23 protein-coding genes are annotated in these 23,173 nt (G+C 60.7%); 11 read left to right on the top strand and 12 right to left on the bottom strand.

What is annotated here, in order from left to right; genetic code table 11:
• Nucleotides 1-191: 191 nt before the first annotated feature.
• On the bottom strand, nucleotides 192-2,981 hold the full coding sequence (gene uvrB / locus BJ928_RS25185; protein WP_047632938.1) for an excinuclease ABC subunit UvrB: 2,790 nt from the start codon (nucleotides 2,979-2,981) through the stop codon (nucleotides 192-194).
• A gap of 285 nt (nucleotides 2,982-3,266) precedes the next feature.
• On the opposite strand from uvrB, the gene BJ928_RS25180 reads away from it, so the two are divergent.
• The gene (locus tag BJ928_RS25180; RefSeq protein ID WP_047632940.1) at nucleotides 3,267-4,517 is read left to right on the top strand and encodes an MFS transporter; all 1,251 of its coding nucleotides are present in this window, start codon (nucleotides 3,267-3,269) and stop codon (nucleotides 4,515-4,517) included.
• Between the two features lie 53 nt (nucleotides 4,518-4,570).
• Here the strand turns inward: BJ928_RS25180 and BJ928_RS25175 are convergent, their stop codons facing one another.
• The 6 genes from BJ928_RS25175 to BJ928_RS25150 form a co-directional block, all read right to left on the bottom strand.
• Complete coding sequence (locus BJ928_RS25175; protein ID WP_047632942.1) at nucleotides 4,571-5,086, bottom strand: hypothetical protein; 516 nt, start codon at nucleotides 5,084-5,086, stop codon at nucleotides 4,571-4,573.
• Nucleotides 5,087-5,186: 100 nt separating this feature from the next.
• Nucleotides 5,187-6,023 carry an RDD family protein gene (locus BJ928_RS25170; RefSeq protein WP_047632943.1) on the bottom strand — a complete coding sequence of 279 codons (837 nt, stop codon included), beginning with the start codon at nucleotides 6,021-6,023 and terminating at the stop codon, nucleotides 5,187-5,189.
• A gap of 150 nt (nucleotides 6,024-6,173) precedes the next feature.
• The gene (locus BJ928_RS25165; protein ID WP_047632945.1) at nucleotides 6,174-7,244 is read right to left on the bottom strand and encodes a tetratricopeptide repeat protein; all 1,071 of its coding nucleotides are present in this window, start codon (nucleotides 7,242-7,244) and stop codon (nucleotides 6,174-6,176) included.
• Nucleotides 7,245-7,299: 55 nt separating this feature from the next.
• Nucleotides 7,300-8,892: an SEL1-like repeat protein gene (locus tag BJ928_RS25160; protein ID WP_047632946.1), complete on the bottom strand. Its 1,593-nt coding sequence runs from the start codon at nucleotides 8,890-8,892 to the stop codon at nucleotides 7,300-7,302.
• Between the two features lie 118 nt (nucleotides 8,893-9,010).
• Nucleotides 9,011-9,607: a hypothetical protein gene (locus BJ928_RS25155; RefSeq protein ID WP_047632947.1), complete on the bottom strand. Its 597-nt coding sequence runs from the start codon at nucleotides 9,605-9,607 to the stop codon at nucleotides 9,011-9,013.
• Between the two features lie 4 nt (nucleotides 9,608-9,611).
• The gene (locus BJ928_RS25150; RefSeq protein WP_047632948.1) at nucleotides 9,612-10,001 is read right to left on the bottom strand and encodes an acyl-CoA thioesterase; all 390 of its coding nucleotides are present in this window, start codon (nucleotides 9,999-10,001) and stop codon (nucleotides 9,612-9,614) included.
• A gap of 243 nt (nucleotides 10,002-10,244) precedes the next feature.
• Between BJ928_RS25150 and BJ928_RS25145 the strand changes: the two genes are divergently transcribed.
• The 6 genes from BJ928_RS25145 to BJ928_RS25120 all read left to right on the top strand — a co-directional run bounded on the left by BJ928_RS25145 (nucleotide 10,245) and on the right by BJ928_RS25120 (nucleotide 15,805).
• On the top strand, nucleotides 10,245-11,438 hold the full coding sequence (locus BJ928_RS25145) for an extensin family protein (protein ID WP_047632950.1): 1,194 nt from the start codon (nucleotides 10,245-10,247) through the stop codon (nucleotides 11,436-11,438).
• Between the two features lie 106 nt (nucleotides 11,439-11,544).
• Nucleotides 11,545-11,799, top strand: a complete 255-nt coding sequence (locus tag BJ928_RS25140) for a hypothetical protein (protein ID WP_047632952.1) — start codon at nucleotides 11,545-11,547, stop codon at nucleotides 11,797-11,799.
• A gap of 386 nt (nucleotides 11,800-12,185) precedes the next feature.
• Nucleotides 12,186-13,112 (top strand): ABC transporter ATP-binding protein, encoded by a 927-nt coding sequence (locus BJ928_RS25135; protein ID WP_047632953.1) that lies wholly within the window; start codon nucleotides 12,186-12,188, stop codon nucleotides 13,110-13,112.
• Nucleotides 13,109-13,870 carry an ABC transporter permease gene (locus BJ928_RS25130; protein ID WP_047632954.1) on the top strand — a complete coding sequence of 254 codons (762 nt, stop codon included), beginning with the start codon at nucleotides 13,109-13,111 and terminating at the stop codon, nucleotides 13,868-13,870. Before BJ928_RS25135 ends, BJ928_RS25130 begins: the two co-directional genes overlap by 4 nt.
• 76 nt (nucleotides 13,871-13,946) lie before the next feature.
• Nucleotides 13,947-15,278 carry a Mur ligase family protein gene (locus tag BJ928_RS25125; RefSeq protein WP_047632955.1) on the top strand — a complete coding sequence of 444 codons (1,332 nt, stop codon included), beginning with the start codon at nucleotides 13,947-13,949 and terminating at the stop codon, nucleotides 15,276-15,278.
• The gene (locus BJ928_RS25120) at nucleotides 15,275-15,805 is read left to right on the top strand and encodes a GNAT family N-acetyltransferase (RefSeq protein ID WP_047632957.1); all 531 of its coding nucleotides are present in this window, start codon (nucleotides 15,275-15,277) and stop codon (nucleotides 15,803-15,805) included. Before BJ928_RS25125 ends, BJ928_RS25120 begins: the two co-directional genes overlap by 4 nt.
• 26 nt (nucleotides 15,806-15,831) lie before the next feature.
• Here the strand turns inward: BJ928_RS25120 and BJ928_RS25115 are convergent, their stop codons facing one another.
• The 4 genes from BJ928_RS25115 to BJ928_RS25100 all read right to left on the bottom strand — a co-directional run bounded on the left by BJ928_RS25115 (nucleotide 15,832) and on the right by BJ928_RS25100 (nucleotide 18,559).
• Complete coding sequence (locus BJ928_RS25115) at nucleotides 15,832-16,737, bottom strand: EamA family transporter (RefSeq protein WP_047632959.1); 906 nt, start codon at nucleotides 16,735-16,737, stop codon at nucleotides 15,832-15,834.
• A gap of 106 nt (nucleotides 16,738-16,843) precedes the next feature.
• Complete coding sequence (locus BJ928_RS25110; protein ID WP_047632961.1) at nucleotides 16,844-17,545, bottom strand: TIGR02281 family clan AA aspartic protease; 702 nt, start codon at nucleotides 17,543-17,545, stop codon at nucleotides 16,844-16,846.
• Entirely contained in the window at nucleotides 17,542-17,763 is a 222-nt protein-coding gene (locus tag BJ928_RS25105; RefSeq protein ID WP_047632962.1) for a DUF1289 domain-containing protein, read from the bottom strand. The genes BJ928_RS25110 and BJ928_RS25105 overlap by 4 nt, the downstream gene beginning before the upstream one ends.
• Nucleotides 17,764-17,782: 19 nt before the next feature.
• Nucleotides 17,783-18,559 carry an adenosylcobinamide-GDP ribazoletransferase gene (locus tag BJ928_RS25100; protein ID WP_047632964.1) on the bottom strand — a complete coding sequence of 259 codons (777 nt, stop codon included), beginning with the start codon at nucleotides 18,557-18,559 and terminating at the stop codon, nucleotides 17,783-17,785.
• A 127-nt stretch (nucleotides 18,560-18,686) separates the two neighbouring features.
• Between BJ928_RS25100 and cobT the strand changes: the two genes are divergently transcribed.
• Entirely contained in the window at nucleotides 18,687-19,703 is a 1,017-nt protein-coding gene (gene cobT, locus BJ928_RS25095) for a nicotinate-nucleotide--dimethylbenzimidazole phosphoribosyltransferase (protein ID WP_047632966.1), read from the top strand.
• Between the two features lie 186 nt (nucleotides 19,704-19,889).
• Nucleotides 19,890-20,282, top strand: coding sequence for a diacylglycerol kinase (locus BJ928_RS25090; RefSeq protein ID WP_047632968.1), 393 nt, complete (start codon nucleotides 19,890-19,892; stop codon nucleotides 20,280-20,282).
• A 21-nt stretch (nucleotides 20,283-20,303) separates the two neighbouring features.
• On the opposite strand, the gene BJ928_RS25085 is transcribed toward BJ928_RS25090, so the two are convergent.
• Complete coding sequence (locus tag BJ928_RS25085) at nucleotides 20,304-21,833, bottom strand: HAMP domain-containing sensor histidine kinase (protein WP_047632970.1); 1,530 nt, start codon at nucleotides 21,831-21,833, stop codon at nucleotides 20,304-20,306.
• Nucleotides 21,834-21,959: 126 nt separating this feature from the next.
• Here BJ928_RS25085 and BJ928_RS25080 point away from each other — a divergent pair, with 126 nt between their 5' ends.
• Nucleotides 21,960-22,532, top strand: a complete 573-nt coding sequence (locus BJ928_RS25080; protein WP_245432531.1) for a thermonuclease family protein — start codon at nucleotides 21,960-21,962, stop codon at nucleotides 22,530-22,532.
• The gene (locus BJ928_RS25075; protein WP_047632973.1) at nucleotides 22,529-23,161 is read left to right on the top strand and encodes a uracil-DNA glycosylase family protein; all 633 of its coding nucleotides are present in this window, start codon (nucleotides 22,529-22,531) and stop codon (nucleotides 23,159-23,161) included. Before BJ928_RS25080 ends, BJ928_RS25075 begins: the two co-directional genes overlap by 4 nt.
• Nucleotides 23,162-23,173 lie beyond the last annotated feature (12 nt).

Here is a 23,173-nt window from a genome sequence, read left to right as displayed (position 1 = left end):
CCAGCAATTCCGGACGGAAAGCCGCTGCGCGCTTTTCCTGGACTTGCTCTAAGCGCGCTTCATCCCTGCGTGGGTCTCCTCAGTCGGCATGTCTGGCGTCGCCCTGTCAGCATGGCATCGCTAAATGCCGCAGGCCGCAGCCTCATACAATCGGTGATTCCGGACGGCGGGATTTGACGGCCAGGGCCGGCCTATCGCCCTGGTCGTCCCGTCTTGCCCTTCGTCCGTCCCTTGCGCTGCTTCTCATCCACCGGGTCTTCATAAGAGCCGACGCCCGGCTTCGCCCGGGTGATCGGCTTATCCGGCACCTTGCCCGCTACCGGCTTTTCCGTGCGGCCGACCGTCATCTCATCCAGCGTGTTCTTGCGGAAAAGCGGCGTGCCGGCATCGCTGCCCGGCCCCATTTCGTCGAGATTCGGCTTGGCGAAATAGGAGCGGGAGGTCTCGGGCGCCGGCGGGGCACGCTTGGCCGTCGCAGTGCTGCGGCTTTCCAGGCTTTTCGCTTCCTCGCGAGCCAGCGGATCGTCCATGGCGGCGAGTTCGACGGCCTTGAGGCGCTTGATCTCGTCGCGCAGCCGCGCGGCCTTTTCGAAGTCCAGGTCGGCGGCGGCATCGCGCATGGATTTTTCCAGCGCGTTGAGATGGGCCTGCAGATTGTTGCCGACGAGATGGCCGCCATCGGCAAAACCCTTGCCGGAGGCGCCGCCGATATCGGCGCGAACATGGTCCTTCTCGTAGACACTGTCGAGGATGTCGGAAATCTTCGCCTTGACCGATTCCGGCGTAATGCCGTTCTCGAGATTGTAGGCCATCTGCTTTTCGCGGCGGCGGCTGGTCTCGTCCATCGCCCGCTGCATCGAGCCGGTGATATTGTCGGCATAAAGGATGACCTTGCCGTCGACGTTACGCGCGGCGCGGCCGATCGTCTGGATCAGCGATGTCTCAGAACGCAGGAAGCCTTCCTTGTCGGCATCGAGGATGGCGACGAAGCCGCATTCGGGAATATCGAGACCTTCGCGCAGCAAGTTGATGCCGACGAGAACGTCGAAGGCGCCCAAACGCAGGTCGCGGATGATCTCGATGCGCTCCAGCGTATCGATGTCTGAGTGCATGTAGCGCACGCGCACGCCCTGTTCGTGCAGATATTCCGTCAGATCCTCCGCCATGCGCTTGGTGAGCACGGTGCAAAGCGTGCGGTAGCCCTTGGCTGCAGTTTCGCGGATTTCGCCGAGCACGTCGTCGACCTGGGTGCGGGCGGAGCGCACCTCGACCGGCGGGTCGATGAGGCCCGTCGGACGGATGACCTGTTCGGCGAAGACGCCGCCGGATTGTTCCATCTCCCAGCTGCCCGGCGTCGCCGACACCGCGATCGTGTCCGGGCGCATGGCGTCCCATTCCTCGAAGCGCAGCGGCCGGTTGTCCATGCAGGAGGGCAGGCGGAAGCCATATTCGGCAAGCGTCGCCTTGCGCCGGAAGTCGCCGCGATACATGCCGCCGATCTGGCTGACCGAGACGTGGCTTTCGTCGATGAACAGCAGGGCGTTGTCGGGGATATACTCGAACAGTGTCGGCGGCGGCTCGCCGGGATTGCGGCCGGTGAGGTAGCGCGAATAGTTCTCGATACCGGCGCAAGAGCCGGTAGCTTCAAGCATTTCGACGTCATAGCGGGTGCGCTGTTCCAGGCGCTGCGCTTCGAGCAGGCGGCCGGCTTTTTCCAGCTCGGCAAGCCGGATCTTCAGCTCTTCCTTGATCGCCTTGATGGCGCCGTTCAGCGTCGGGCGCGGCGTGACATAGTGCGAATTGGCGTAGATCTTCACCGATTTCAGGTCGCCGGTCTTCTGGCCGGTCAACGGGTCGAATTCGGTGATGGAGTCGATTTCGTCGCCGAACATGGAGATGCGCCAGGCGGCATCCTCCAGGTGGGCCGGGAAGATTTCGATCGTGTCGCCACGAACGCGGAAGGAACCGCGGATGAAATCCATGTCGCGCCGCTTGTATTGCTGCGCCACGAGATCGGCGAGGAGCTGGCGTTGGTCCAGCCGATCGCCGACATTCATCTGGAAGGTCATCGCCGTGTAGGTTTCGACCGAGCCGATACCGTAGATGCAGGATACCGAGGCGACGATAATGCAATCGTCACGTTCCAGCAGCGATCGCGTCGCCGAGTGGCGCATGCGGTCGATCTGTTCGTTGATCGAGCTTTCCTTCTCGATGAAGGTGTCCGAGCGCGGCACATAGGCTTCCGGCTGGTAGTAGTCGTAGTAGGAAACGAAATACTCGACCGCATTGTCCGGGAAGAAATTCTTGAACTCGGAATAGAGCTGCGCCGCGAGTGTCTTGTTCGGTGCGAGGATGACGGCCGGGCGCTGCGTCGCTTCGATGACCTTGGCCATGGTGAAGGTCTTGCCGGAGCCGGTGACGCCGAGCAGCACCTGGCTGCGGTCGCCGTTCTCCAGGCCTTCGACGAGATCGCGGATCGCGGTCGGCTGGTCGCCGGCGGGTTGGTATTCCGAGGCCATGCGCAGCTCGATGCCGCCTTCGGATTTATCCGGCCGGGCAGGGCGGTGCGGCGTCCAAAGCTTGCCGTCCTTGAAGAGCGGATTGCCGCTTTCGATCAGTTTCGATAGCGCCTCGACGGTGGCCGTCACGCCGTCGCGCGAAATCTTGTCGGCGTCCTCAAGCGCGATATCGAGACCGGCCACCGGATTGAGGCCGGCGGCGGCGCGCGTCTTCGGATCGGTCGATCCGCCCATCGATGTGCCACGCCCGGATTTGGATGCGGCTATCTCCACCTTCTTGCGGTGTTTGCCCGCCTTGGAGGCAATCTCGCGCTGGGTCTCGATACCGGAGGATTCCGCATCCGCTTCGAGCTGCTTCACCCAGTCGGCGACGCTGCCGCTGAGGGGCGCACCTTCAAACGACGCTTGCGGCGCCTCTTCGAAACCGGTCGGGGCGGAGGGTTTTTTCGGTGATTTGGCCATGTGGCGAATATGGAGACAGATCGCGCAGATGTGAAGGGGTGGCGAGTACAAAAGGGAAACGAAATGATGGTTTTTTCCGTTCGCCGCAGATGTCAAATATGTTACAACTCGAGGGCGGCCGATGCGTTATCGCTGATCCAAAGTCCGCATAGCGCGATCCTCGCAGGCGCCAAAGGAGGAACCAGCCGCAACGTCGACATGCCCGGCCAGATTGCCGGGTTCCCCCAGCTTCGACGGCATCCGGTATTGCCCGCCTCGCCGCCGCCATCCGGTCGGAGGATCATGATGACCGCATTGGATAGCTTACGTTCCTTGTCTCCCCAGCAACGAAACACCGTGATCGCGGCCTATCTGGGCTGGACATTGGACGCTTTCGATTTTTTCATATTGGTCTTCGTTCTCAAGCATATAGCCGAAGAATTTCACACCGACGTCCCGGCGGTCGCCGTGGCGATCTTCCTTACGCTCGCCATGCGGCCGCTCGGAGCCTTGATCTTCGGGCTGGCGGCGGATCGCTTCGGGCGGCGCACGACCCTGATGGTCGATGTGCTGCTTTATTCCGTCTTCGAATTTCTGACCGGCTTTTCGACCGGCCTGACGATGTTCCTCGTGTTGCGCGCGCTCTTTGGCGTTGCCATGGGCGGCGAATGGGGCGTTGGCGCATCGCTTGTCATGGAGACGATACCCGAGGATTCGCGCGGCCTTGTGTCCGGCATCCTGCAGGCGGGCTATCCCTCGGGCTACCTGATCGCCTCGATCGTCTTCTTCTTGCTGTTTCCGATCATCGGCTGGCGCGGCATGTTCATCGTCGGCGCGGTGCCAGCGCTGCTGGTGCTCTACATCAGGCGCAATGTGGAGGAGTCTCCGGCTTTCCTCCAGAGGCAGGCGAAGCCGCAACGGCCGTTCCTGACCGTGCTGCGCGAGAACATTCCTCTATTCATATGGGCGGTGCTTCTGATGACCGCTTTCAATTTCTTCAGTCACGGCACGCAGGACCTCTATCCGACCTTCCTCGAAACCCAGAAACAATATGATTCCTATACGGTTGGCGCCATTGCCATCGTCTACAACATCGGCGCGATCGTCGGCGGCCTGACGTTCGGTGCTTTGTCGCAGCGATGGGGCAGGCGCAGGACCATCGTCATCGCGGCGCTTCTCGCCATTCCCGTCGCCCCGCTCTGGGTTTGGGGACAGGGGCCGGTTATGCTCGCGATCGGCGCCTTCCTGATGCAGCTTTTCGTGCAGGGCGCATGGGGCATCGTCCCTGTGCATCTCAACGAATTGTCGCCGGACGAGGTGCGCGGCACCTTTCCCGGATTTGCCTATCAGCTCGGCAATCTGCTGGCGTCGGGCAATGCTTCGATCCAGGCGGGATTGGCGAAGCAGTGGAACGGTGATTATGCGCTGGCGCTGTTGATCGTCGCCTGCATCGTGGCCGTCGTCGTCGCGGTATTTGCCGGCTTCGGCTTCGAGAAGAAGGGTGTCCGGTTCGGCGAGAGCGATGCTGGACGAGCCAATGGAGCCGTGCGAGCCTGAAGAGGTTCGCCAACATGATTTGTGAGGGCCGGTTATCTGCCGGCCCTTGCATGTCACTTTCCGCAGATTTCCGAAATCTTCGCCTGCGCAAAGCCGCGGGCCAGTTCCTGCAGCCCGTCGACGGAGGATATCAGCTCGCCGATCGGGCCGTTGATCCCGACATGTAGGTCTGTAATGTGGCATGAGCCGACATCGACGGTCATGGAAGCGTCGAGCTGCCCCTTGATCGTCGTCTTCAATATGCCATGCGACTTGCAAGCCATGTCGGCATGCGCGTTGATCTGGACGCCGCCGTTCGGGCCGTCGCAGACGTCGAGCGACTTGACCTCGAACTGGTCCTTGTGATCAACGCCCGGCAGCTTCTTGCAGGGATCGGCCTCGTTCACCGATTTCTCGATCTGCGGGCCGAACTTGCTATGGAGCAGCGACCAGCATGAGCCGGGCGCGGCTTGCGCCGGCGGTGCTGCCATCGGAAGTGGCGAGAGCGGCAGAACGATCGCACCGGCCAGCAGGACCATACGAAAAGACGGCAGAAGCGAGAAACGCGACATGGGATATTTCAGGTTCACGACGATCTATCCTCTCAAGAGAAGAAGCAGCAAATCAGGCCCGGCGCGACGGCAGTCTTCCATCTGTTCGTTCGCCAAGGCAATCCCCCCGATTTTATGGTTACTCCTTGACGACGATGGTGTCGCAGAAGCGGTCGTAGAAAGTCTGGCCGCGCCACACAATCAATGGGAAGATCCACCAGACAAGCGCGAATACGAACAGAAGTGGCGCCAATGCGCCCGTCAGGGCGAAGAAACCGATCGTATTGAGAAGGTTGGTATCGCGTGCTTGCTGGATCAGCTGGTCGATCGGAGGCAGGTAGGACGGCAGCAGGAACAGGCTGGCCAGATTGACGATGGCCAGCAGTATCAATGGCAGAAACTTGAACATTTCACGCTTGGCGGCAAGCGCCAGGGGCAGAGGCCTGCCTTCCACCGTTGACACGCACAATGAGGTCAACCGCTTTCCCACCGTCCGCCTGCCGGCGGCCGAGCAAAGGGCGAAGGCGAGGGGGAGGAGGAGCAATACGACGCTGGATGTCGGTCTTGCCGTCACATTCGGGTTGATCGGATTGCCATTGCCGTCGACGGGGACGGAGAAGGCACGCTTCAACGTGGTCGATCCCTGTTGCGACGCGACGGCTGAAACGAAGACCGTGTATCCATTACTGCCAAGCCAGGAGATGTGGCACAGCTGGTTGCTTCTGACCTCGCCCGCCTGCAGCGGCCATTCGGCCTCCAATTTTGCAATGAGAGGGCCTGATGTTGCCTTATCGCATTGTTGCTTCTGAAGTAGCGGCAAGGTCAAATCCCACGGCGTTACCGCGGACAGCGCCAGAAACAGCAGCGTAAACGCTATCTGGAAAATGACGATATCGACCAGATAGGCGCCGGCCCGTCGCCAGAAATAGCGAGGCGGCAACGCGGCCATTTGGTGATCGGAAGCAGCAAAACTCATTGTTTCCCCCGGCTCGGCGCGTATGACGACGCCCAACACGTCGCATCACGCACCTCAGGTTGTGGGCAATAGCATGTTTTGTCGCGATTCGCCGGACGTGAAAGCGGGCTGCCGGCAGAGATGATGGCGGCGATCGACCTGTGCATTCCGTCATATCGGAATGGTCTGTTCGCCGGGTGGGACTTCCTGTTGTTCGTCCGTGTCGCCGTCGTAGCCGAGATGCTTTGCCTTACGGAACCACTCCGTTGCCTTGGCCGCATCCGCCGCAATGCCGTCGCCGTCGCGATACATCATGGCAAGATTATAGGCGGCATCGGCATAGCGATGGGCCGCCGCCCTCTCGAACCAATAGACTGCCTGGGGCCCATTCTTGGCGACGCCTTCGCCATCGCGGAACATGACGCCGAGATTGTATTCCGCCTCCACATCGTTTTGTGCGGCGGCTTTCAGGAACCATTTGATGGCCTGAGCATCGTCCTGCTTGATCCCGTCGCCATCGGCATACATGGCGCCGATGTTGAACTGCGCGCTGGCATCGCCCTGGTCGGCCGCTTTCTTGAACCACGAGAAGGCTGCGGCACCGTCCTTGGCGACACCTTCGCCGTTTCGATACATGATGCCCAGATTGTACTGCGCTTCGACCTTTCCCTGCTCGGCCGCCTTGCGATACCAGATGGCGGCCTTGCTCTTGTCTTTTTCGGTGCCGTCGCCCTGATCGTACATGGTGCCGACATTGAACTCCGCATCCGCATCGCCCTGATCGGCTGCCTTGCTGTACCAGGCGAACGCCTGCTGCTTGTCCTGAGCTACGCCTTCGCCCGTGTCATAGACGACGCCGAGATTATATTGCGCGTTGAGGTATCCCTGTGCCGCAGCCTTCTTGTACCAGAGAATGGCCTGGCTCTTGTCGGCTGCGATGCCTTCGCCCTGATCGTACATCGTGCCGACATTGAATTGGGCTTCGGCGCTGCCCTGATCGGCCGCCTTCTTGTACCAGTCAAGGGCAAGGGTAAGGTTCTTCTCGACGCCGTTGCCGTCCTCATACATCTGTCCGAGTTTCAACTGCGCGGCGACGTTGCCCTTGTTCGCAAGGGGGCGCCAGTAGTCCATGCCCGATTTGATGTCACCTCGATCGTAGCCGTTTCGTCCGATATCGGCCTGAGCAGCTCCTATGGACGCCACCGCGAAGAGCAAACCCGCGGCCCCCTTCTTCCAATTCACGCTCTACCCCTCAGTCGAAATCCGTTGAACTAAAATGCCAGACGTCTCGCGACCACTAGGGTACGAGCGCCATCAGCAAATGAAATACTGCCCAGCCCGTCATGCTGCCGGTATCTTTCCCTCCGGCGGCTCCCTGTCCCAGCGGTCCGAGATCCTTGATCGGGCCGTCGCGGTTGGCTTCCATATAGCCCAGTCCGTGCTGCGCCTCCGGCAAACCTTTGGCCGCCGCCTTGTTGAACCAGTCGGCAGCCGCCGTAGCGTCCTTCGGCACGCCATAGCCGTTATAATACAGATATCCAAGACCGTATTCCGCGCGAGCGTCGCCCTGGTCGGCCGCCTTGCGAAAGAGTTCGGCCGCCTGGCCATAGTCCTTGGCGACGCCGGCGCCCTGGTAATAGAGATAGGCGAGGGCATATTCGCCCTGTGAATTGTTCTGATTGGCCGCCTTGCGGTACCAGCTTGCGGCGACGGCCCTGTCGGCCGTCGTCCCTTGACCGTTCTCGTACATGTAGCCGAGGGCATATTGTGCGTCCGCATGACCCTGACCGGCGGCTTTCCCATACCATTCAAGGGCCTTGCCATAATTCGTTGGTACTCCGCGGCCGCCCGCGTACATATAGGCGAGGGCGTATTGGCCCCGCGCATCGCCTTGTTCGGCAGCCTTGCGGTACCATCGCACGGCGCTATCGTCATCGACCTTCACGCCCCGGCCGTTGGCATAGAGATAGCCGATCGCATATTGCGCGTCGGGGCGGCCCTGATCGGCAGCCTTGCGATACCATTGAAGCGCCTGTCTGTAATCGCGATCGACGCCTATTCCATTGGCGAGGCTGTAGCCAACCGCGTATTGTGCGTCGGCACGTCCCTTTCCGGCTGCTTTCATGTACCAGGAATAGGCCTCGGCATCGCTCTGCCCGACACCCCTGCCATTGGCATAGGCGTAGCCGACTGCATAGAGGCCTTGCGCATTTCCTTGATCGCCGGATTTCCTATACCAGGCGACCGCCTGTTCCTGGTCTTCTTCGGTGCCTTGGCCGTTGTCGTACATATAGCCAAGCGCGTATTGCGCGTCGGAGCGGCCCTGGTCGGCCGCCTTGCGATACCAGCCGAATGCAATGGCCTTGTCTTCCTGCACGCCGAGGCCGTTCGCGTACATGTAGCCGAGCGCATATTGCGCCTGCGCCTGTCCCTGGGCGGCGGATTTCTGATACCAGGCGACGGCGCCTTGGTTATCGACATCCGTGCCCCGGCCGTTGGCGTAGGAATAACCGATGGCATATTGCGCATCGGCATTGCCGCCTTGTGCGCCTCTCAGATACCAATCGTTTGCCTGTTTCAGATCGGCATCGACACCACGGCCGCTGGCATACATGTAGGCCAGTGCATACTGCGCCTGCGCGTTGCCTTGCTCGGCCGCTTTGCGATACCAATCAACGGCCTGCGCATCGTCCTGCTCCACACCCTGGCCGTTGGCATAGCGATAGCCAAGACCATACTGGGCAGCCGCATTGCCCTGCTTGGCGAATTCCACCCAGTATTTCAGGTCGATGGTGGTGCTGGCCGGCCCCGGTGCAGGGTCTTCGGCATGAGCAAGCGACGGCAACGAAAGAGCAACGGCCAATACCAATGCATAGCTCTTTGTCTTCAAGGCTTGAGTCCCCACTTGCGTCTTCGAAGGCAATCGACCCGAACAATATGGCGATGTCTTGGTCAGGACTGTAGAACATCGAAATGGCAGCCGTTTTACGGCAGAGCGAATGCGATCCTTATCCTGGAAGCACGTCGTAGAGCCGGAAGATCCACGTGATCTGGTAGATCAGCCCGAGAATGACGAAGGCCGCCTGGAAGCGCCTGTTCGCGGTGAGCGCGGCGACAATGCAAAGGATGATATAGACGATATTGCGCGTCGGATATTCCCAGCCGAGGGAATGAAAATAGGTTTCTCCCTTCAATCGTGTGTCGATGAGGTCGACCGCATAGGTGACGGCAAGCAGGCCGAAGAACCAGCCGCGGCGGGAGATGAAATATTCCTCGAAACCGCCATAATCCTCGACCGACGGCGGATTGAGCAGCACGCACAGAAAATAGAAGAGGCAGCAGAAGCAGATGAGAAAGAGATAGACGCCGAAATTGATCTGCGCGACGGATTGCAGCCGGTATTCCCACCACCAGAAATGGATGATGAACAGGAACATCGACAGGACCCAGCCGATGTGGACCAGGTAAATCCTGTTCTTGCCCGGCGATTGGACGAAACCGGCGAGCCGCGTCAGGAGCTGGGCCAGCGAAAGGCCGATCACCATGCTCATGACCGTCCTGATATAGACGTAGACTTCCGGGGTGTGTGCGGCGGCGTCGCCCATTGCTTCAGCTCTCCGCCGGGACCGGCTTCGGCAAGCCGCTTTCATCAAGCGCAACCATGATAAAGGTCGCGGCCGTGACCTTCTCCAGGCTGTTGTAACGGGCCCGATGTGCCCAGGCTTCGACGCTCAGGGTAATCGAGGTGCGGCCGACGCGTTCGATATCGGTGAAGACGCTCAGCGTATCGCCGACCTTGACCGGCAGCTTGAAGGCCATCTCCTTGACCGCCGCCGTGACAACGCGGCCGCGCGCGCGTTCGGCGGCGCGGATGCCGCTTGCCAAGTCCATCTGCGCCATGACCCAGCCGCCGAAAATATCGCCGGCGGGATTGGCGTCGGCGGGCATGGCGAGCGTGCGCAATGTCAGCTCCCCTCGCGGTTTGACACTGTCGTTCATTCGTCTGCTCCTGTCTTACGGCCGATTCCGATTGTCAGCCTATGCAATCCCGCCGCGATGGAAAAGACATACCGGCGTTTCCGCGCAGGACTCCTGTGAGTTCGATACGTTGCCGAGCATTGCTTCGCAGCCATGCGCGGTCGATCTGGAGCAGGGGAGCCGCGCCGGTAAGCTTTCGTTCACCCTTCCCATTTAGGCTTTATAAGCGTTACCGACCCGTGGCTGGGGCAGCGGATCAGGATTATGGTCATTTTACCCATTCTACGGCGGGTCGCCCTGCCTTTGCTGTTGTCGTCAGCGCTGGTGGCCTGCACCGCGGATAGCCTCGTGCCGCCTTCCGGTATCGACAATTCCTCGCGTGTCGGCTCGATCAAGCCGCACCGCAGCGTGCCGCAGCGGCAGTTCGCTTACCAAGGGGTGCAGGACCCTGTCGTTTCGGCGTCGAGCAATTACAAAAGCGGCGGTCCCGTTCGTTCCGCCGGAACCGGTGAAGCCGTGACGACTTCGGATGTCGAAGTTGGGCTGGCGCAGCAATCGAATGTTCCCTCGCAGGGAGTGAATATGGACGCCGAGCTTGGCGTTGGGCCGAGCGAAGAAGCGCAATCGGTATCGGTCGTCGGGTTGGCGCAGGAAGAGCAGCAGAATATCGCGGAGGGTCAGTCCGATGAGCCCGTCGTCGACGGCATCGGCACAGATGCGCCGGTGCAGACCAACCGTTCGGTCGTTCAGCGCCCGGCCGCGCAGGCGGAACTCAACCAGTCGCGGATACCGCGGCAGCAACCGGGAACGCAGGTTGCGATGCTGCCGCGCATCGAAAATCCGATGCCGCGTCTCGATCAGCAATTCGAAGCGCCGCAATCGACGCCGGGTATGATGCCGCCCTCGGAGATCGCCTGTCGTCAGGAACTGAAGCGCATGGGCGTCGTCTATGTCGACAAACCGGCGATCTCGAACGGTCCGGCATGTCAGGTTCCCTATCCGGTCTCGCTCAGCGGTCTTTCGGGCAATATCGCGGTCAGACCCGCCGTCACGTTGAACTGCCAGGTGACGCTTGCCTTCGCCAAATGGGTGAAGAACGAGCTGGCGCCGGCGGCGCGCACCCGCTACTGGACCGGCATCGGCACGATCGTACCGCTCGGCGGCTATTCCTGTCGCCGGATGAACAATAGCCGGCAGCGCTATAATCCGATGTCGGAACATGCGCACGGCAACGCGATCGATGTCGGCACCTTCATTCTGAAGAACGGCCATGTGATCGACGTGCGGAAGAAGGGCTTGTTCTCCTTCCGGGAGGGGCGACTGCTCAAGGCGGTGCGCAGTGACAGCTGCCGCTATTTCGATACCGTGCTTGGGCCAGGCAGCAATCCGGAACACTGGAACCATTTCCATTTCGACCTCAGGGACCGCAAGGGCGGGCGGCGCTATTGCAGCCTGTGATTGGCGTTTCGCCGGGGCAGCATCCACACTTGCCGAACGGGAAAGCTGATTTACCTATTGCCGGAATCGCGGTTAAGTGCGCGGGCCGAGGGCAAGAGAGGGTTGCATGGAAAACGTACCAAGACGAAAGAGAAGCCTGGGAAGGGCGCTCGTTGCTGCGCTGATTGCCATTGTCATCGTGATCGGCGGCCGCTGGTATGCTTACGTCGCCTATGCGGACGATCCGTTCGATGAGGTCGGCATAGGTCTCAACTCGATGATGCCCGGACCCATTCGCGACAAGGGCTGCGCAATGCTGAAGGCTCGCTTTGAGCACAAGACGCTGCCGCCGGCCGGCTGCGGTGTTAACGGCAACTGGTAAGTTTGGATTTCAAGATCGTAAGTCGGCAAAAGAAAAAAGCCGGCTAGTGCCGGCTTGAGTGGCGCATGGCAATGACGGGGGATCTTTGCCTGCTCCAAAAAAGAATTTCATGTTGCAATGATGATGCACGCAATATGAATGCGAGGGCAATAAATCGGCGAATACAGCAGGCGCTGACGGTGTCGCCAAGAGGCGTTGGGCGGAGTTGCGACAAACGTTGCTCACCTAAGGAGCTATATGCCCGACGAAGGTCACGATTTGATGACAGGTTATTTGTCTTAGACGAACGCTGTGTTTCACCACCGTGGGGTGGTAAAAGCTCAAGACCGGCTATATAGCGGGCAAACGCCGAGATATTCATCACAAAAGCCGGACTTTGCCGTATCATGGCTGCGATTATTTCCATCCGCAATCTCACGAAAACATACGCCAACGGATTCCAGGCGCTGAAAGGTATCGATCTCGATATCGAGCGGGGCGAAATCCTGGCGCTGCTGGGGCCGAACGGGGCCGGCAAGACGACGCTGATTTCCATCGTCTGCGGGATCGCCAATCCGAGCGGGGGCTCGGTGACGGTCGGCGGCCACGACGTCGTGCGCGATTTTCGCGCCACGCGCAGTCTGATCGGTCTTGTGCCGCAGGAATTGACGACGGATCAATTCGAAACAGTCTGGAATACGGTGAGCTTCTCGCGCGGGCTTCACGGCAAGAAACCAAACCCTGAATACATTGAGAAGATACTCCGCGATCTCTCGCTCTGGGAGAAGAAGGACAACACGCTTCGCCAGCTTTCCGGCGGCATGAAGCGGCGCGTCCTCATCGCAAAGGCACTGTCACATGAGCCAGAGATCCTGTTTCTCGATGAGCCGACCGCCGGCGTGGACGTCACGCTGCGCAAGGATATGTGGCATGTGGTCGAGCGCCTGCGCGCCTCCGGCGTCACCATCATCTTGACGACCCACTACATCGAAGAGGCCGAGGAAGCCGCCGATCGCGTCGGTGTCATCAATGGCGGCGAGTTGCTGCTGGTGGAGGAGAAGAAGGCGCTGATGGCCAAGCTCGGCCGCAAGCAGCTCATCCTCGATCTCAGCGAACCGCTGGAAGCCATTCCGCACTGTCTGGATGGCAATGGGCTTTCACTTGGCCCCAACGGCGTTACGCTCATCTATGATTTCGATGCCCAGCACGAGCAATCGAGCATTGCGGCACTGCTGTCGAAGCTCGCCGAGCAGGGAATTCACTTCAAGGATCTTTCGACGCGCCAGAGCTCGCTCGAGGATATTTTCGTATCGCTGGTAGGGGCAAGCAAATGAACTTCGAAGCGGTCAAGTCCATCTATTCCTTCGAAATGGCCCGCACGCGCCGCACGCTGTTGCAGAGCGTCGTTTCACCGGTCATTTCCACATCGCTCTATTTCATCGTCTTCGGTGCCGCGATCGGATCGCGAATCAATCTGGTCGAGGGCGTTTCCTATGGAGCCTTCATCACGCCTGGCCTGATCATGCTGACCCTGCTCGGCCAGTGCATCAGCAACGGTTCCTTCGGCATCTATTTCCCGAAATTCACCGGTACGATCTACGAGGTGTTGTCAGCGCCCGTCGCCATGACGGAAATCGTTCTCGGCTATGTGGGGGCGGCGGCGACCAAGGGGATGCTGATCGGCCTGATCATCCTGGCCACGGCAAGCTTCTTCGTCGATATCAGGATCGAGCATCCGTTCATGATGATCCTGTTCTTCGTGCTGACGGCGATAACCTTCAGCCTGCTGGGCTTCATGATCGGCATTTGGGCCGGAAATTTCGAGCAGTTGAATCTGATCCCGATGCTGGTCGTGCCGCCGCTCACCTTCCTCGGCGGCAGCTTCTACTCGATCAACATGCTCCCGCCCTTCTGGCAGACGGTCAGCCATCTCAATCCGGTTCTCTATCTCGTCAGTGGCTTTCGCTGGAGCTTCTATGGCATCGCCGACGTCAATCCGGTGCTGAGCCTCGCCATGATCACGCTCTTCCTCGTCGTTTGTCTGACCGTCCTCGGATGGATTTTCAAGACGGGGTATCGGCTGAGAAACTGATGGCGGTGCCTGCTTTGCGGGTCTAAGAACGCTCGCGGCTCTTGTTGCCGTGTGGAAATTGTAAAAAGGCATCCCCATGTCGCAGTCCCATCCCAGTCCGGCGCTATCCGATGCCCTCCACCGGCTCGATCAACTGACCAACTGGGAGCGCAAGCCGCGCGGGGAGATGCGTGTTGGTCTTGAGCCGATGCTCGATCTCATGCAGCGCCTGGGTAATCCGCATCGGAGCTTTCGCGCCATCCACGTTGCAGGGACGAAAGGCAAGGGGTCGGTCGCTGCGCTTCTGGAAGCCGGATTGGTGCGGGCCGGTCGGCAGGTCGGCCGCTATGCGTCGCCGCATGTCGACCGTGTGAACGAGCGTGTCAGCCTTCTCGGCCAGGAGGTCGGGGACGATGCCTTGGCAGGCGCGATCATGCAGGTGCTGGACGGCTACGAGAGCGCCAAGCGGGCTGCGACGGCCGGCGAGGATGCGACCTGGTTCGACGTGATAACGGCGGCCGCTTTCGTCGTGTTCCGGGATGCCGGCCTGAACTGGGTTGTCGTCGAGGTCGGGCTTGGCGGCAGGCTGGATTCGACGAATGTGGTGTTCGGCGAAGTGGCCATCGTCACCAATATCGGGCTGGAACATACCGAAATTCTCGGCTCGACGCGCGAGGCGATCGCAGGCGAGAAGGTTGGCATATTGAAGCCCGGCGCGACGCTTGCCACCACGCTTGCCGCCGACGATGCCGCAGGGCGGGTCCTGCAGCAGCGCGCCGACGAACTCGGCTGCGACGTGCTTCGAACCGACCTGCCCGAAGACGCGACCATTGCGGAAACGAACATGGCGCTGGTGGGTATGGTGTTCGATCATCTCGGGCGGGGAGGTGAGAGCGTGAATGACGGCGGCGCAAAGAGTCGGCCGGTCGGTGCGTGGCTGCTCGAACCCGGTGTTGTCGACAGGGCGCGCCTGCCGGGCCGGATGGAACGCTTCGACTTCGCGTTGCCGCCTAAATTGCAAGGTGGGCGACAGACCGTGCCTATCATCATGGATGGCGCGCATGTGCCGTTCAACATCGAGGCGGTCCTGCGCGATATCACGCACTCGTCCAGCGTCAACGGCGATTGTGTCGCCGTCGTCGCACTGGCGTCCGACAAGGACGCGCCCGGCTTCTTGAGCGTGTTATCGCGCTATGTGGCCTATGCGATCTTCACGGAAGCATCCGGATCGGGCCGTGCTCATGCGGCGAAGGATCTGCAAGCCTTGGCGGTCTCGGCGGGTATGGCTTGCGAAGCCGAGCCCGATCCGCACCTTGCGCTGGATCGGGCGGCTGTGAAGGCTGCCGAACGCAGCGGGTGGATACTTGTGACTGGCTCGCTCTATCTTGTCGGCGCATTGCGGGCCACCGTCATGAGCCGTGCGTTATGACGACGGATATCGTGATCAGACCGGCCGTCATCGATGATGTCGCCGAGATGGCCAGGCTTCATCGCGCCGTCTGGTGCGACACCTATCGCGATCTCGCGCCAGCCGACGTCTTCCGCGCGCTTGACGAAGATTACCGCCGGGCGCGATGGGCCGACATGCTTGCCAATCCGCGGAAGGATCAGCGCGTGCTGCTGGCGTTGCAAGGACAGCGGCTCGTCGGCATAGGCGCGATTGCAGCGCCGTCCGAGCCGGCATTCGAGGGGCGCGGTGAGGTAAAGTCGCTTTACGTGGATTCCTCCATCAAGCGACAAGGGATTGGCCGCAAACTGATGCGGGAGATGGCGTGCGAGCTTGCGGCAATGGGATACTCGGCTCTCGGGCTTGGCGTCGTGGTCGGCAACGAACCGGCGATCGCATTCTACCGTGCGATCGGAGGGCAATTGGTCGGTCGATATATCGATCCGGGCCCGCTCTGGCGCTCCGACAATCTCATCCTTGCCTGGGACGACTTGTCCTTGCTGATCTGAGCTCTCATCGCGCTGTTTGAAGGAGGTCAGCCTGCTGTGACGCGCTTGCGCGGTGCGATGGTCATCGCCATGACGCCTGCGACGACACAGACGAGACCGATGGCTGCCGTTGGGGACAGGGGCTCGCCGAGGAAGATCACGCCGATGCCGACGCCGATCGGGACTCGCAGATAGGCTTGTGCCGTCGTGCCGACCGAACCCAAGGTTTGGATGAGCCGGAAGTAGATGCTGAAGGCGAGGGCGGTGGAGACGACCGACAGGCCGAGCAGCGCCAGGATTGAAGCCGTCGACGGCGTGAGCTGCCACGGGTGCTCGACGATCAGGCTGGCGGGGATCAGGAGGACCGCACCGCAGAGCAGCGAGCCGGCTGCGGGCATCATCGGGTCCAACCCTTTGAAATTGCGGCCGAACAGAGCAGCGCAGGCATAGCAGACCGATGCCGCCACGACGGCGAGCTGCGGCAGCAGCTGGCGACCCATGCCGTGCAATGCATCGAGGCCGATGATCAGGCAAATGCCAGCCATACCGGCAATCACGCCAAAGAGCTTGCGTCCCGTCAGCGGTTCGCTGCGCAGCAGGAAAGCGGCGATCAGGAAGGTGAAAATCGGCGTCGTCGAATTCAAAATAGTCGCGAGACCGGCATCGACGGTCTGTTCCGCCCAGGCGATCAGTGTGAAGGGAATGGCGCTGTTGAGGCAGGATTGAATGAGAAAGCGCTTCCAGGTAGCCGCGTCCCTTGGCAGGCTGAGGCCGCGCCAGCGGATGATCGCGAGCAGAACGACACCGGCAATCAAGGTGCGGGCGGCGATCAGCGTGATCGGCGGTATGGTTGCCACGCCGACGCGGATGAAGGTGTAGGAGGCACCCCAGCAGGTCGCGAGCGCGAGGAGCAGCAAAAGTTCGGTCGTCTGGTTCGATCTTGCAGGCGTCATGGGGGCTCACTCTTCACGCGGTTCGGACATGCCGTTGTTTTAGAGTGAAGAAGCCGTCGAATGCTTCGGTCCCAACCGAACTATTGTATGCGATGGCCCGTCCCGCTCAGTCGCGCAGCCGAAGCTCGTCGGTCTGCATCTGCATCGACCCCAGGGTTTCGAGAAAGCTCATGCCGAGCAGGCTCTGATCGAGCTTGCCCGCTTCGGCGACGCTCGCCTCGACATCCCTGCGCTTGATCGGTCCGATCGCCACGGAGCCCAGCTCTACAGGCGCAGCTCTGGCGCGGCCATTGGCGGTCAATACGGTCATGGAATAGGTGAGATTTTCAGGAATGATCCCGACGCGTTCGGCGTCTTCCTGCGAGAGGGCGATGGTGCTGGCGCCGGTATCGATCAGCATGTCGATCGGCTGGCCGTTGATCATGACCCGCGCTTCGAAATGGCCGTTCGAACGCTTGTGAAGGATGACCTCCTGCCCGCCTTCGCTTGTCGTGACGACGACCGCGTGACCGGGCATCAGACCGGCGAAGACGCGGTTGCCGACCTGTTCAGCATCTTTGCGATAGATGTAGGCGGTCGCGAGGGCCATGATGATGACGAACCAGATCAGGAGATTGCGGATCGACTGGCTGACCGTATAGCGACTTGCCCATACGGCGGCACTCATCATGAGAGCGATCGGCAAGAGGTAGACGACGCGGGCAAAGTCGTCGTTGCGCATGCCGAAGGTGGTTCCGGTATTGTTGTTGAAAATGAGCAGTGCGAGGCCGATGCCGAGAACGGCGAGAACGATGTTCAGTCGGTTCATACGGCACTGCGCTCCCGTGCCATCCTTTGGCGACGGGTTTCCCGACGTGGCTTGCGCTCGACCTTGGTCAGACGCTCCGGGAGCACCTCCATGATCTCCCGGCGTTCCTCGTCGCTATAGCTCATCCATGCCCCGATCTCCGAGGCCGTGCGACCGCAACCGAAGCAATAGCCGGTATTTAGGTCGATGGAGCAGACGAGGATGCAGGGTGTCAGCATGAGATCATATATCGATGCTTCAAACGCACATGGCAAGAGTACACAGGGAGGCGATCTCGCAAATCTGCTGGGTCGCACCGATCGTATCGCCCGTATGGCCGGCCAGCTTTTGGCGCACATATCGGGTGACGAGAAATGCTGCGACGCCGGCTGCGAGAAGGCAGCCAACCAGCGCCGGAACCCCCATTGCAGGGCCGACGAGGACCACGGCGAGCGCGAGCGCGGCGAGTAGCGCCAGCTGCATGGCATCGCTATCCGGCTTGCCCGCCGATGCTGCGATTCCATCCGGTTTTGCCGATGGCAGAACGTACCAATGCCAGACCATGGCGCCGCGGCTCAGGGTAGCCGCGGCGAGGATTGCGACAGCGGCATCCTCAGGCGGAATATGCCGGGCTATGGCGGAAAGCGCTGCCGCCCGCAATCCGAACGATAGTATCAATGCCGCCGCGCCGTAGGTGCCGATGCGGCTGTCCTTCATGATTTCGAGCGCGCGCTCCCGGTCCTTGCCGCCACCCACTCCGTCCGCCGTGTCGCTGAGCCCGTCTTCATGAAGGGCGCCGGTCAGGACGGTCTGCACGGTCAGCGCCAGCAATGCGGCCATCAACGGATCGGCATTGAGGGCAAGCAGTACGCTGAAGGTCAGCGCCGAGGGCAGGGCGATCAGCAGGCCGGCGACGGGAAAGGTGCGTGAAACGCGCGAGAGCTTGCCGTCGTCGCCCTCGAAGAACGACGCCGGCACGGGAACGCGGCTGAGAAAGGCGACAGCGCGCGCGATGTCACGCATATATTCTCGCATTTCTTCCTCTCCTCGGCATAGGTGTGACAGCATCGGACGCTTTTGGAGTTGTTCGCGCCGATTCCGAAGACTAATAGAGTCGCACGCAAAGAACCCGATTTGAGACCAAAAGACAAGGAACGCATTCATGAGCGTCAGCGGCCTCCCATTCGACGATTTCCGCGCATTGCTGCGCGACCTTCCGGGGCCGGATGCCCGAGCGCTCGTTGCGGCGCGCGAACGCGATGCACAGCTCACCAAGCCGCCCGGCGCGCTCGGGAGGCTCGAGGAAATCGCTTTCTGGCTCGCCGCCTGGACCGGCCGCTCTCCGGCCGTGACCCGGCCTCTGGTGGCGATCTTCGCCGGCAATCACGGTGTCACCAAGCAAGGAATTACGCCGTTTCCGCCTTCCGTCACGCAGCAGATGGTGGAAAACTTCGCCGCCGGCGGCGCGGCAATCAACCAGATCTGCGTTGCCTATGACCTCGGTCTCAAGGTCTTCGATCTCGCGCTCGATTTCCCGACTGCCGATATCACCGAAGAGCCGGCGTTGAGCGAGCGGGATTGCGCCGCCACGATGGCCTTCGGCATGGAGGCGATTGCCGGCGGCACGGATCTGCTTTGCATCGGCGAAATGGGCATCGGCAACACCACGATCGCGGCCGCCATTCACTATGCGCTTTATGGCGGCAAGGCGGAAGATTGGGTCGGTCCCGGTACCGGTTCGGAAGGCGAGATGCTGAAGCGCAAGATCGCGGCTGTCGAAAAGGCGGTGGCGCTGCATCGTGACCATCTCTCCGATCCGCTGGAAATCCTGCGTCGCCTCGGCGGCCGCGAGATCGCCGCCATGGCTGGCGCCATCCTTGCCGCGCGCATGGAGCGCATCCCCGTTATCATCGACGGTTATGTCGCAACCGCTGCCGCCTCGATTCTCAAGGCCGCCAATCCCTCTGCCCTCGATCACTGCCTGATCGGGCATGTCTCAGCGGAGCCGGGCCATCTGCGCTCGATCGAGAAACTCGGAAAGACGCCGCTTCTGGCGCTCGGCATGCGGCTCGGCGAAGGAACCGGGGCCGCATTGGCCGCTGGTATCGTCAAGGCTGCGGCCGCCTGCCATTCCGGCATGGCGACATTTGAAAGCGCCGGCGTCACCAACAAGCATTAGAAAATCGGGCGGCGGGATGTTGAAATAAGCGTTTCGTCGCTAAATTTCCTGTAGATGGCCGGTTTCTCGTCATAAATCTGCAATGAATTTTAAGGGCGATGGAAGGTGTCGCCTTGCTTCGCTCAAGGTGAGGCGGTATTCGCAGGATATCGAGATTGCAACCGGAACGTCACGGGCGGAGCGCGAATGGCTGAATTTTCAAAATCAGCGGTCACCAAGGAGACCGGCGTCCGGCACTTTTTCGCCGCTGCCGGCTATTCCTGGGGCGGGTTTCAGCGATTGCTGCAGGAATCAGCCTTCCGCCAGGAGCTTCTTTTTGCCGGGGTGGGGCTGATCCTGTTGATTGCCGTCGGGGCTACCATCGGTGAAATCGTCATCGCAATGGTGCTCTTCCTCGCCGTGTTTGCGGTCGAGGCGATGAATACGGCGGTGGAAGAAGTGATCGACCGGATTTCGCCGGAAATTTCCAATGTCGGCAAGCATGCCAAGGATCTTGGTTCGTTTGCCGTTCTCTGCATGCTGGTTGCTTCCGGCATCTACCTTCTTTACGTCATCGGCAGCCATCTCCTGTTCCGCTAGATGCGATAGCAGGAGCTTCCCTCAGGCGAAGCTCTTCTTGCGCCGCTCGACGAGGGGTGCATCTTCGACCGCCGGCAGGCTTTGCAGCACGCGCTTTGCCGGCAATATGGCGATGACCTCGGTGCCTTCCCTCAGCTTGGATTTCAGCACGAACTGACCGTCATGCTTGGCAAGAATGGCCTGGACGATCGGCAGGCCGAGGCCGGTGCCTTGCTCTGCGCTCTTGATGGCGATGGAGCCCTGGCCGAAAGCCGAGAGGACCACGGGGATTTCCTCTTCGGGAATGCCCGGTCCATTGTCCTTGATCGCCACATATTCGCCGCCGCCAGCCGTCCAGCCGACCTTGACGCTGATCTCGCCGCCTTGCGGCGTGAATTTCACCGCATTCGACAGAAGATTGAGGATTACCTGCCGCATCGATTTCTCATCGGCCCAGACAGATGGAAGCTGAGCTTCGAACTGCGATGAGATCGAGATATTTTTGGCGCGGGCGCGCAGTTGCACCATGCCGATGCAGTCCTCGGCGATATCGAGGAGCGAAATCGCTTCCTCGTTCAATTCGTATTTGCCGGCCTCGATGCGCGAGAGGTCGAGGATTTCATTGATGAGATTGAGCAGGTGCTGGCCGGAGCGATGGATATCGGTGGTGTATTCGCGGTAGGTCGGATTGTTGAGCGGTCCCATGACCTCCGCCGACATGACCTCGGAAAAGCCGAGGATCGCATTCAGCGGCGTTCTGAGCTCGTGCGACATGGAGGCGAGGAAGCGCGATTTGGCGAGGTTTGCCTCCTCTGCACGCCGGCGCGCCTCGTCCGACATGGATTTCGCCACTTCCAGCTCGGCAATGAGATCGTCCTTCTCCGATTGGAAGAAGAGGATCTTCAGGTTCGACTGGTACATGCGATTGGTGATGAAGGTGAAGAATATCACGGCAACCGATATGGCTGCCGTCAGGGCGATGTCGGAGGGCCTTCGCGTCAAAATGGCCGTAACGACCAGCGCGACGGTCGCCGGCGCGAAGGAAAACGGAACGGCCCGCGGCAGCATGAAGCTGGACATTGCGGTGATACAGATCGCCACGAGCAGCGTCGTGCCCTTGTAGAAGGCGAAACTATCGCCGCCGCAGGTCGAGCAGCTCTGTATCGTGAAGAGCGCCCAACAGAAACCCACGAGCAATTGCCCCAGCAGGAGTCGTTGTCGCCACTTTCTGGCGCTTTCGGCCGACATTTCCTGCTTCTTTGCGCGCCGGCCGATCAACATGTTGATCGCATGGGCCGTCAGGATCGGAATGGTCCAGAAGAGAATGCCTGCGTCATGTGTCAGATAGACGCCAAGAACGGCAACGACGATGACGAAGATCGGCACCACGGCAGCGCTCTGCCGCAACGTGTCGATGTGCATCATCATGAGTTCGCGGTCGAAATTGCGGCTATGACCACTCTGCAGACGCTCGCGCGTCTGCCGCACCGCCTTCGACACAGCCCGGTTGCGGTGACTGCGCGATCGGTCGACAATGTTTTTATCTGTCGATGTGCTGACGCCGGTGCTCATGGTTACATTGAAACTTGGCCTTCCTGAGACTACAGACTAGCGTCCAAATCTTAAGAAGATGCTGCGCCGAAATGATTTGTTTGCCATCTTCGCCAAGGATTTGTTCTTAAAGGAGGCAACAACGTGATGCGGTCGGGCCGCCTGTTTCGTGACGGCGTGGCCAGTTTCGCGCTGCTTGCCATTCTCGCTTTATTCGCGTCGAAGATGAACAATCGGCCGGAAATCATTCAAAACGGCAGCTTTTCTGTTGTCGATGGCGATACGCTTTCCATCAATGGCGAACGCCTGAGGTTGAAAGGTATCGATGCTCCCGAATATCGGCAGCGCTGTCGGCGAGATGGCGCGGATTGGGCTTGTGGCGAGGAAGCCCGCAGGGCGCTTGCCACAATGATTAAGAGCCGAGCGCCCGAATGCAGGGGACGAGAGAAGGATCGCTACGGTCGCCTGCTGGTGACTTGCGTCGCTGGTGACCTCGATATCAATGCCGCGATGGTGCGGAGCGGCATGGCAGTTTCCTATGGTGCCTATGCCGGCGAAGAACGCAGTGCGCGGCAGGCTAAGGCCGGAATTTGGGCCGGCGACTTTGAAAGACCGAGCGATTATCGGCGGGAGGAACATATGGCGCATGACAGGGAAGGCGATCCGATCGCCGGATTGTTCGACAACTTGCGCCAACTCGTCGGATGGGGGACGCCATGACGCAGGAGAGCGAATTGCAAGTCCTGCGTTCCGAGATCGCAGGCTGCCGTCTCTGTCGGGACGCGCCCGCCAAGGGCGAGGCGGATCGCTTGCCGCATGAGCCGCGGCCGGTTGCCACGCTTTCATCGACCGCGCGGATACTGATTGCGGGGCAGGCGCCGGGATTGCGCGTTCATGAAAGCGGGTTGCCGTTCAACGATGCCTCCGGCGACCGGTTGCGTCAGTGGCTCGCTGTGGATCGCGAGACCTTCTACAATCCCGATCATTTCGCGATGATGGGCATGGGCTTCTGTTTCCCGGGTTATGATGCCGCCGGAAGCGACCTGCCGCCGCGCAGGGAATGCGCGCCGCTGTGGCGGCAGCGGGCGATGGACGCGATGCCCCAGATCGAGCTGATCCTGACGATCGGTCAATATGCGCAAGCCTGGCACCTTGGAGCGCAGCGTATGGGTTCCATGACGGAAACGGTTGCCGAATGGCGGCGCTATCTGCTCACCAACCGATCGCCGGCAATCCTGCCATTGCCGCATCCGAGCTGGCGCAATAGCGGCTGGCTGAAACGCCATCCCTGGTTCGAGGCCGAGCTGCTTCCGGTTTTACAACAACGTGTGAAGATCCTGCTTTCTTGAGAAAAAGTTTCT

Source organism: Rhizobium sp. WW_1 (genome assembly GCF_003610155.1).
GTDB lineage: Bacteria > Pseudomonadota > Alphaproteobacteria > Rhizobiales > Rhizobiaceae > Rhizobium > Rhizobium tropici_A.
Note: the sequence above shows the minus strand (reverse complement) of the source record. Positions and strands in the feature narration are given on the sequence as shown.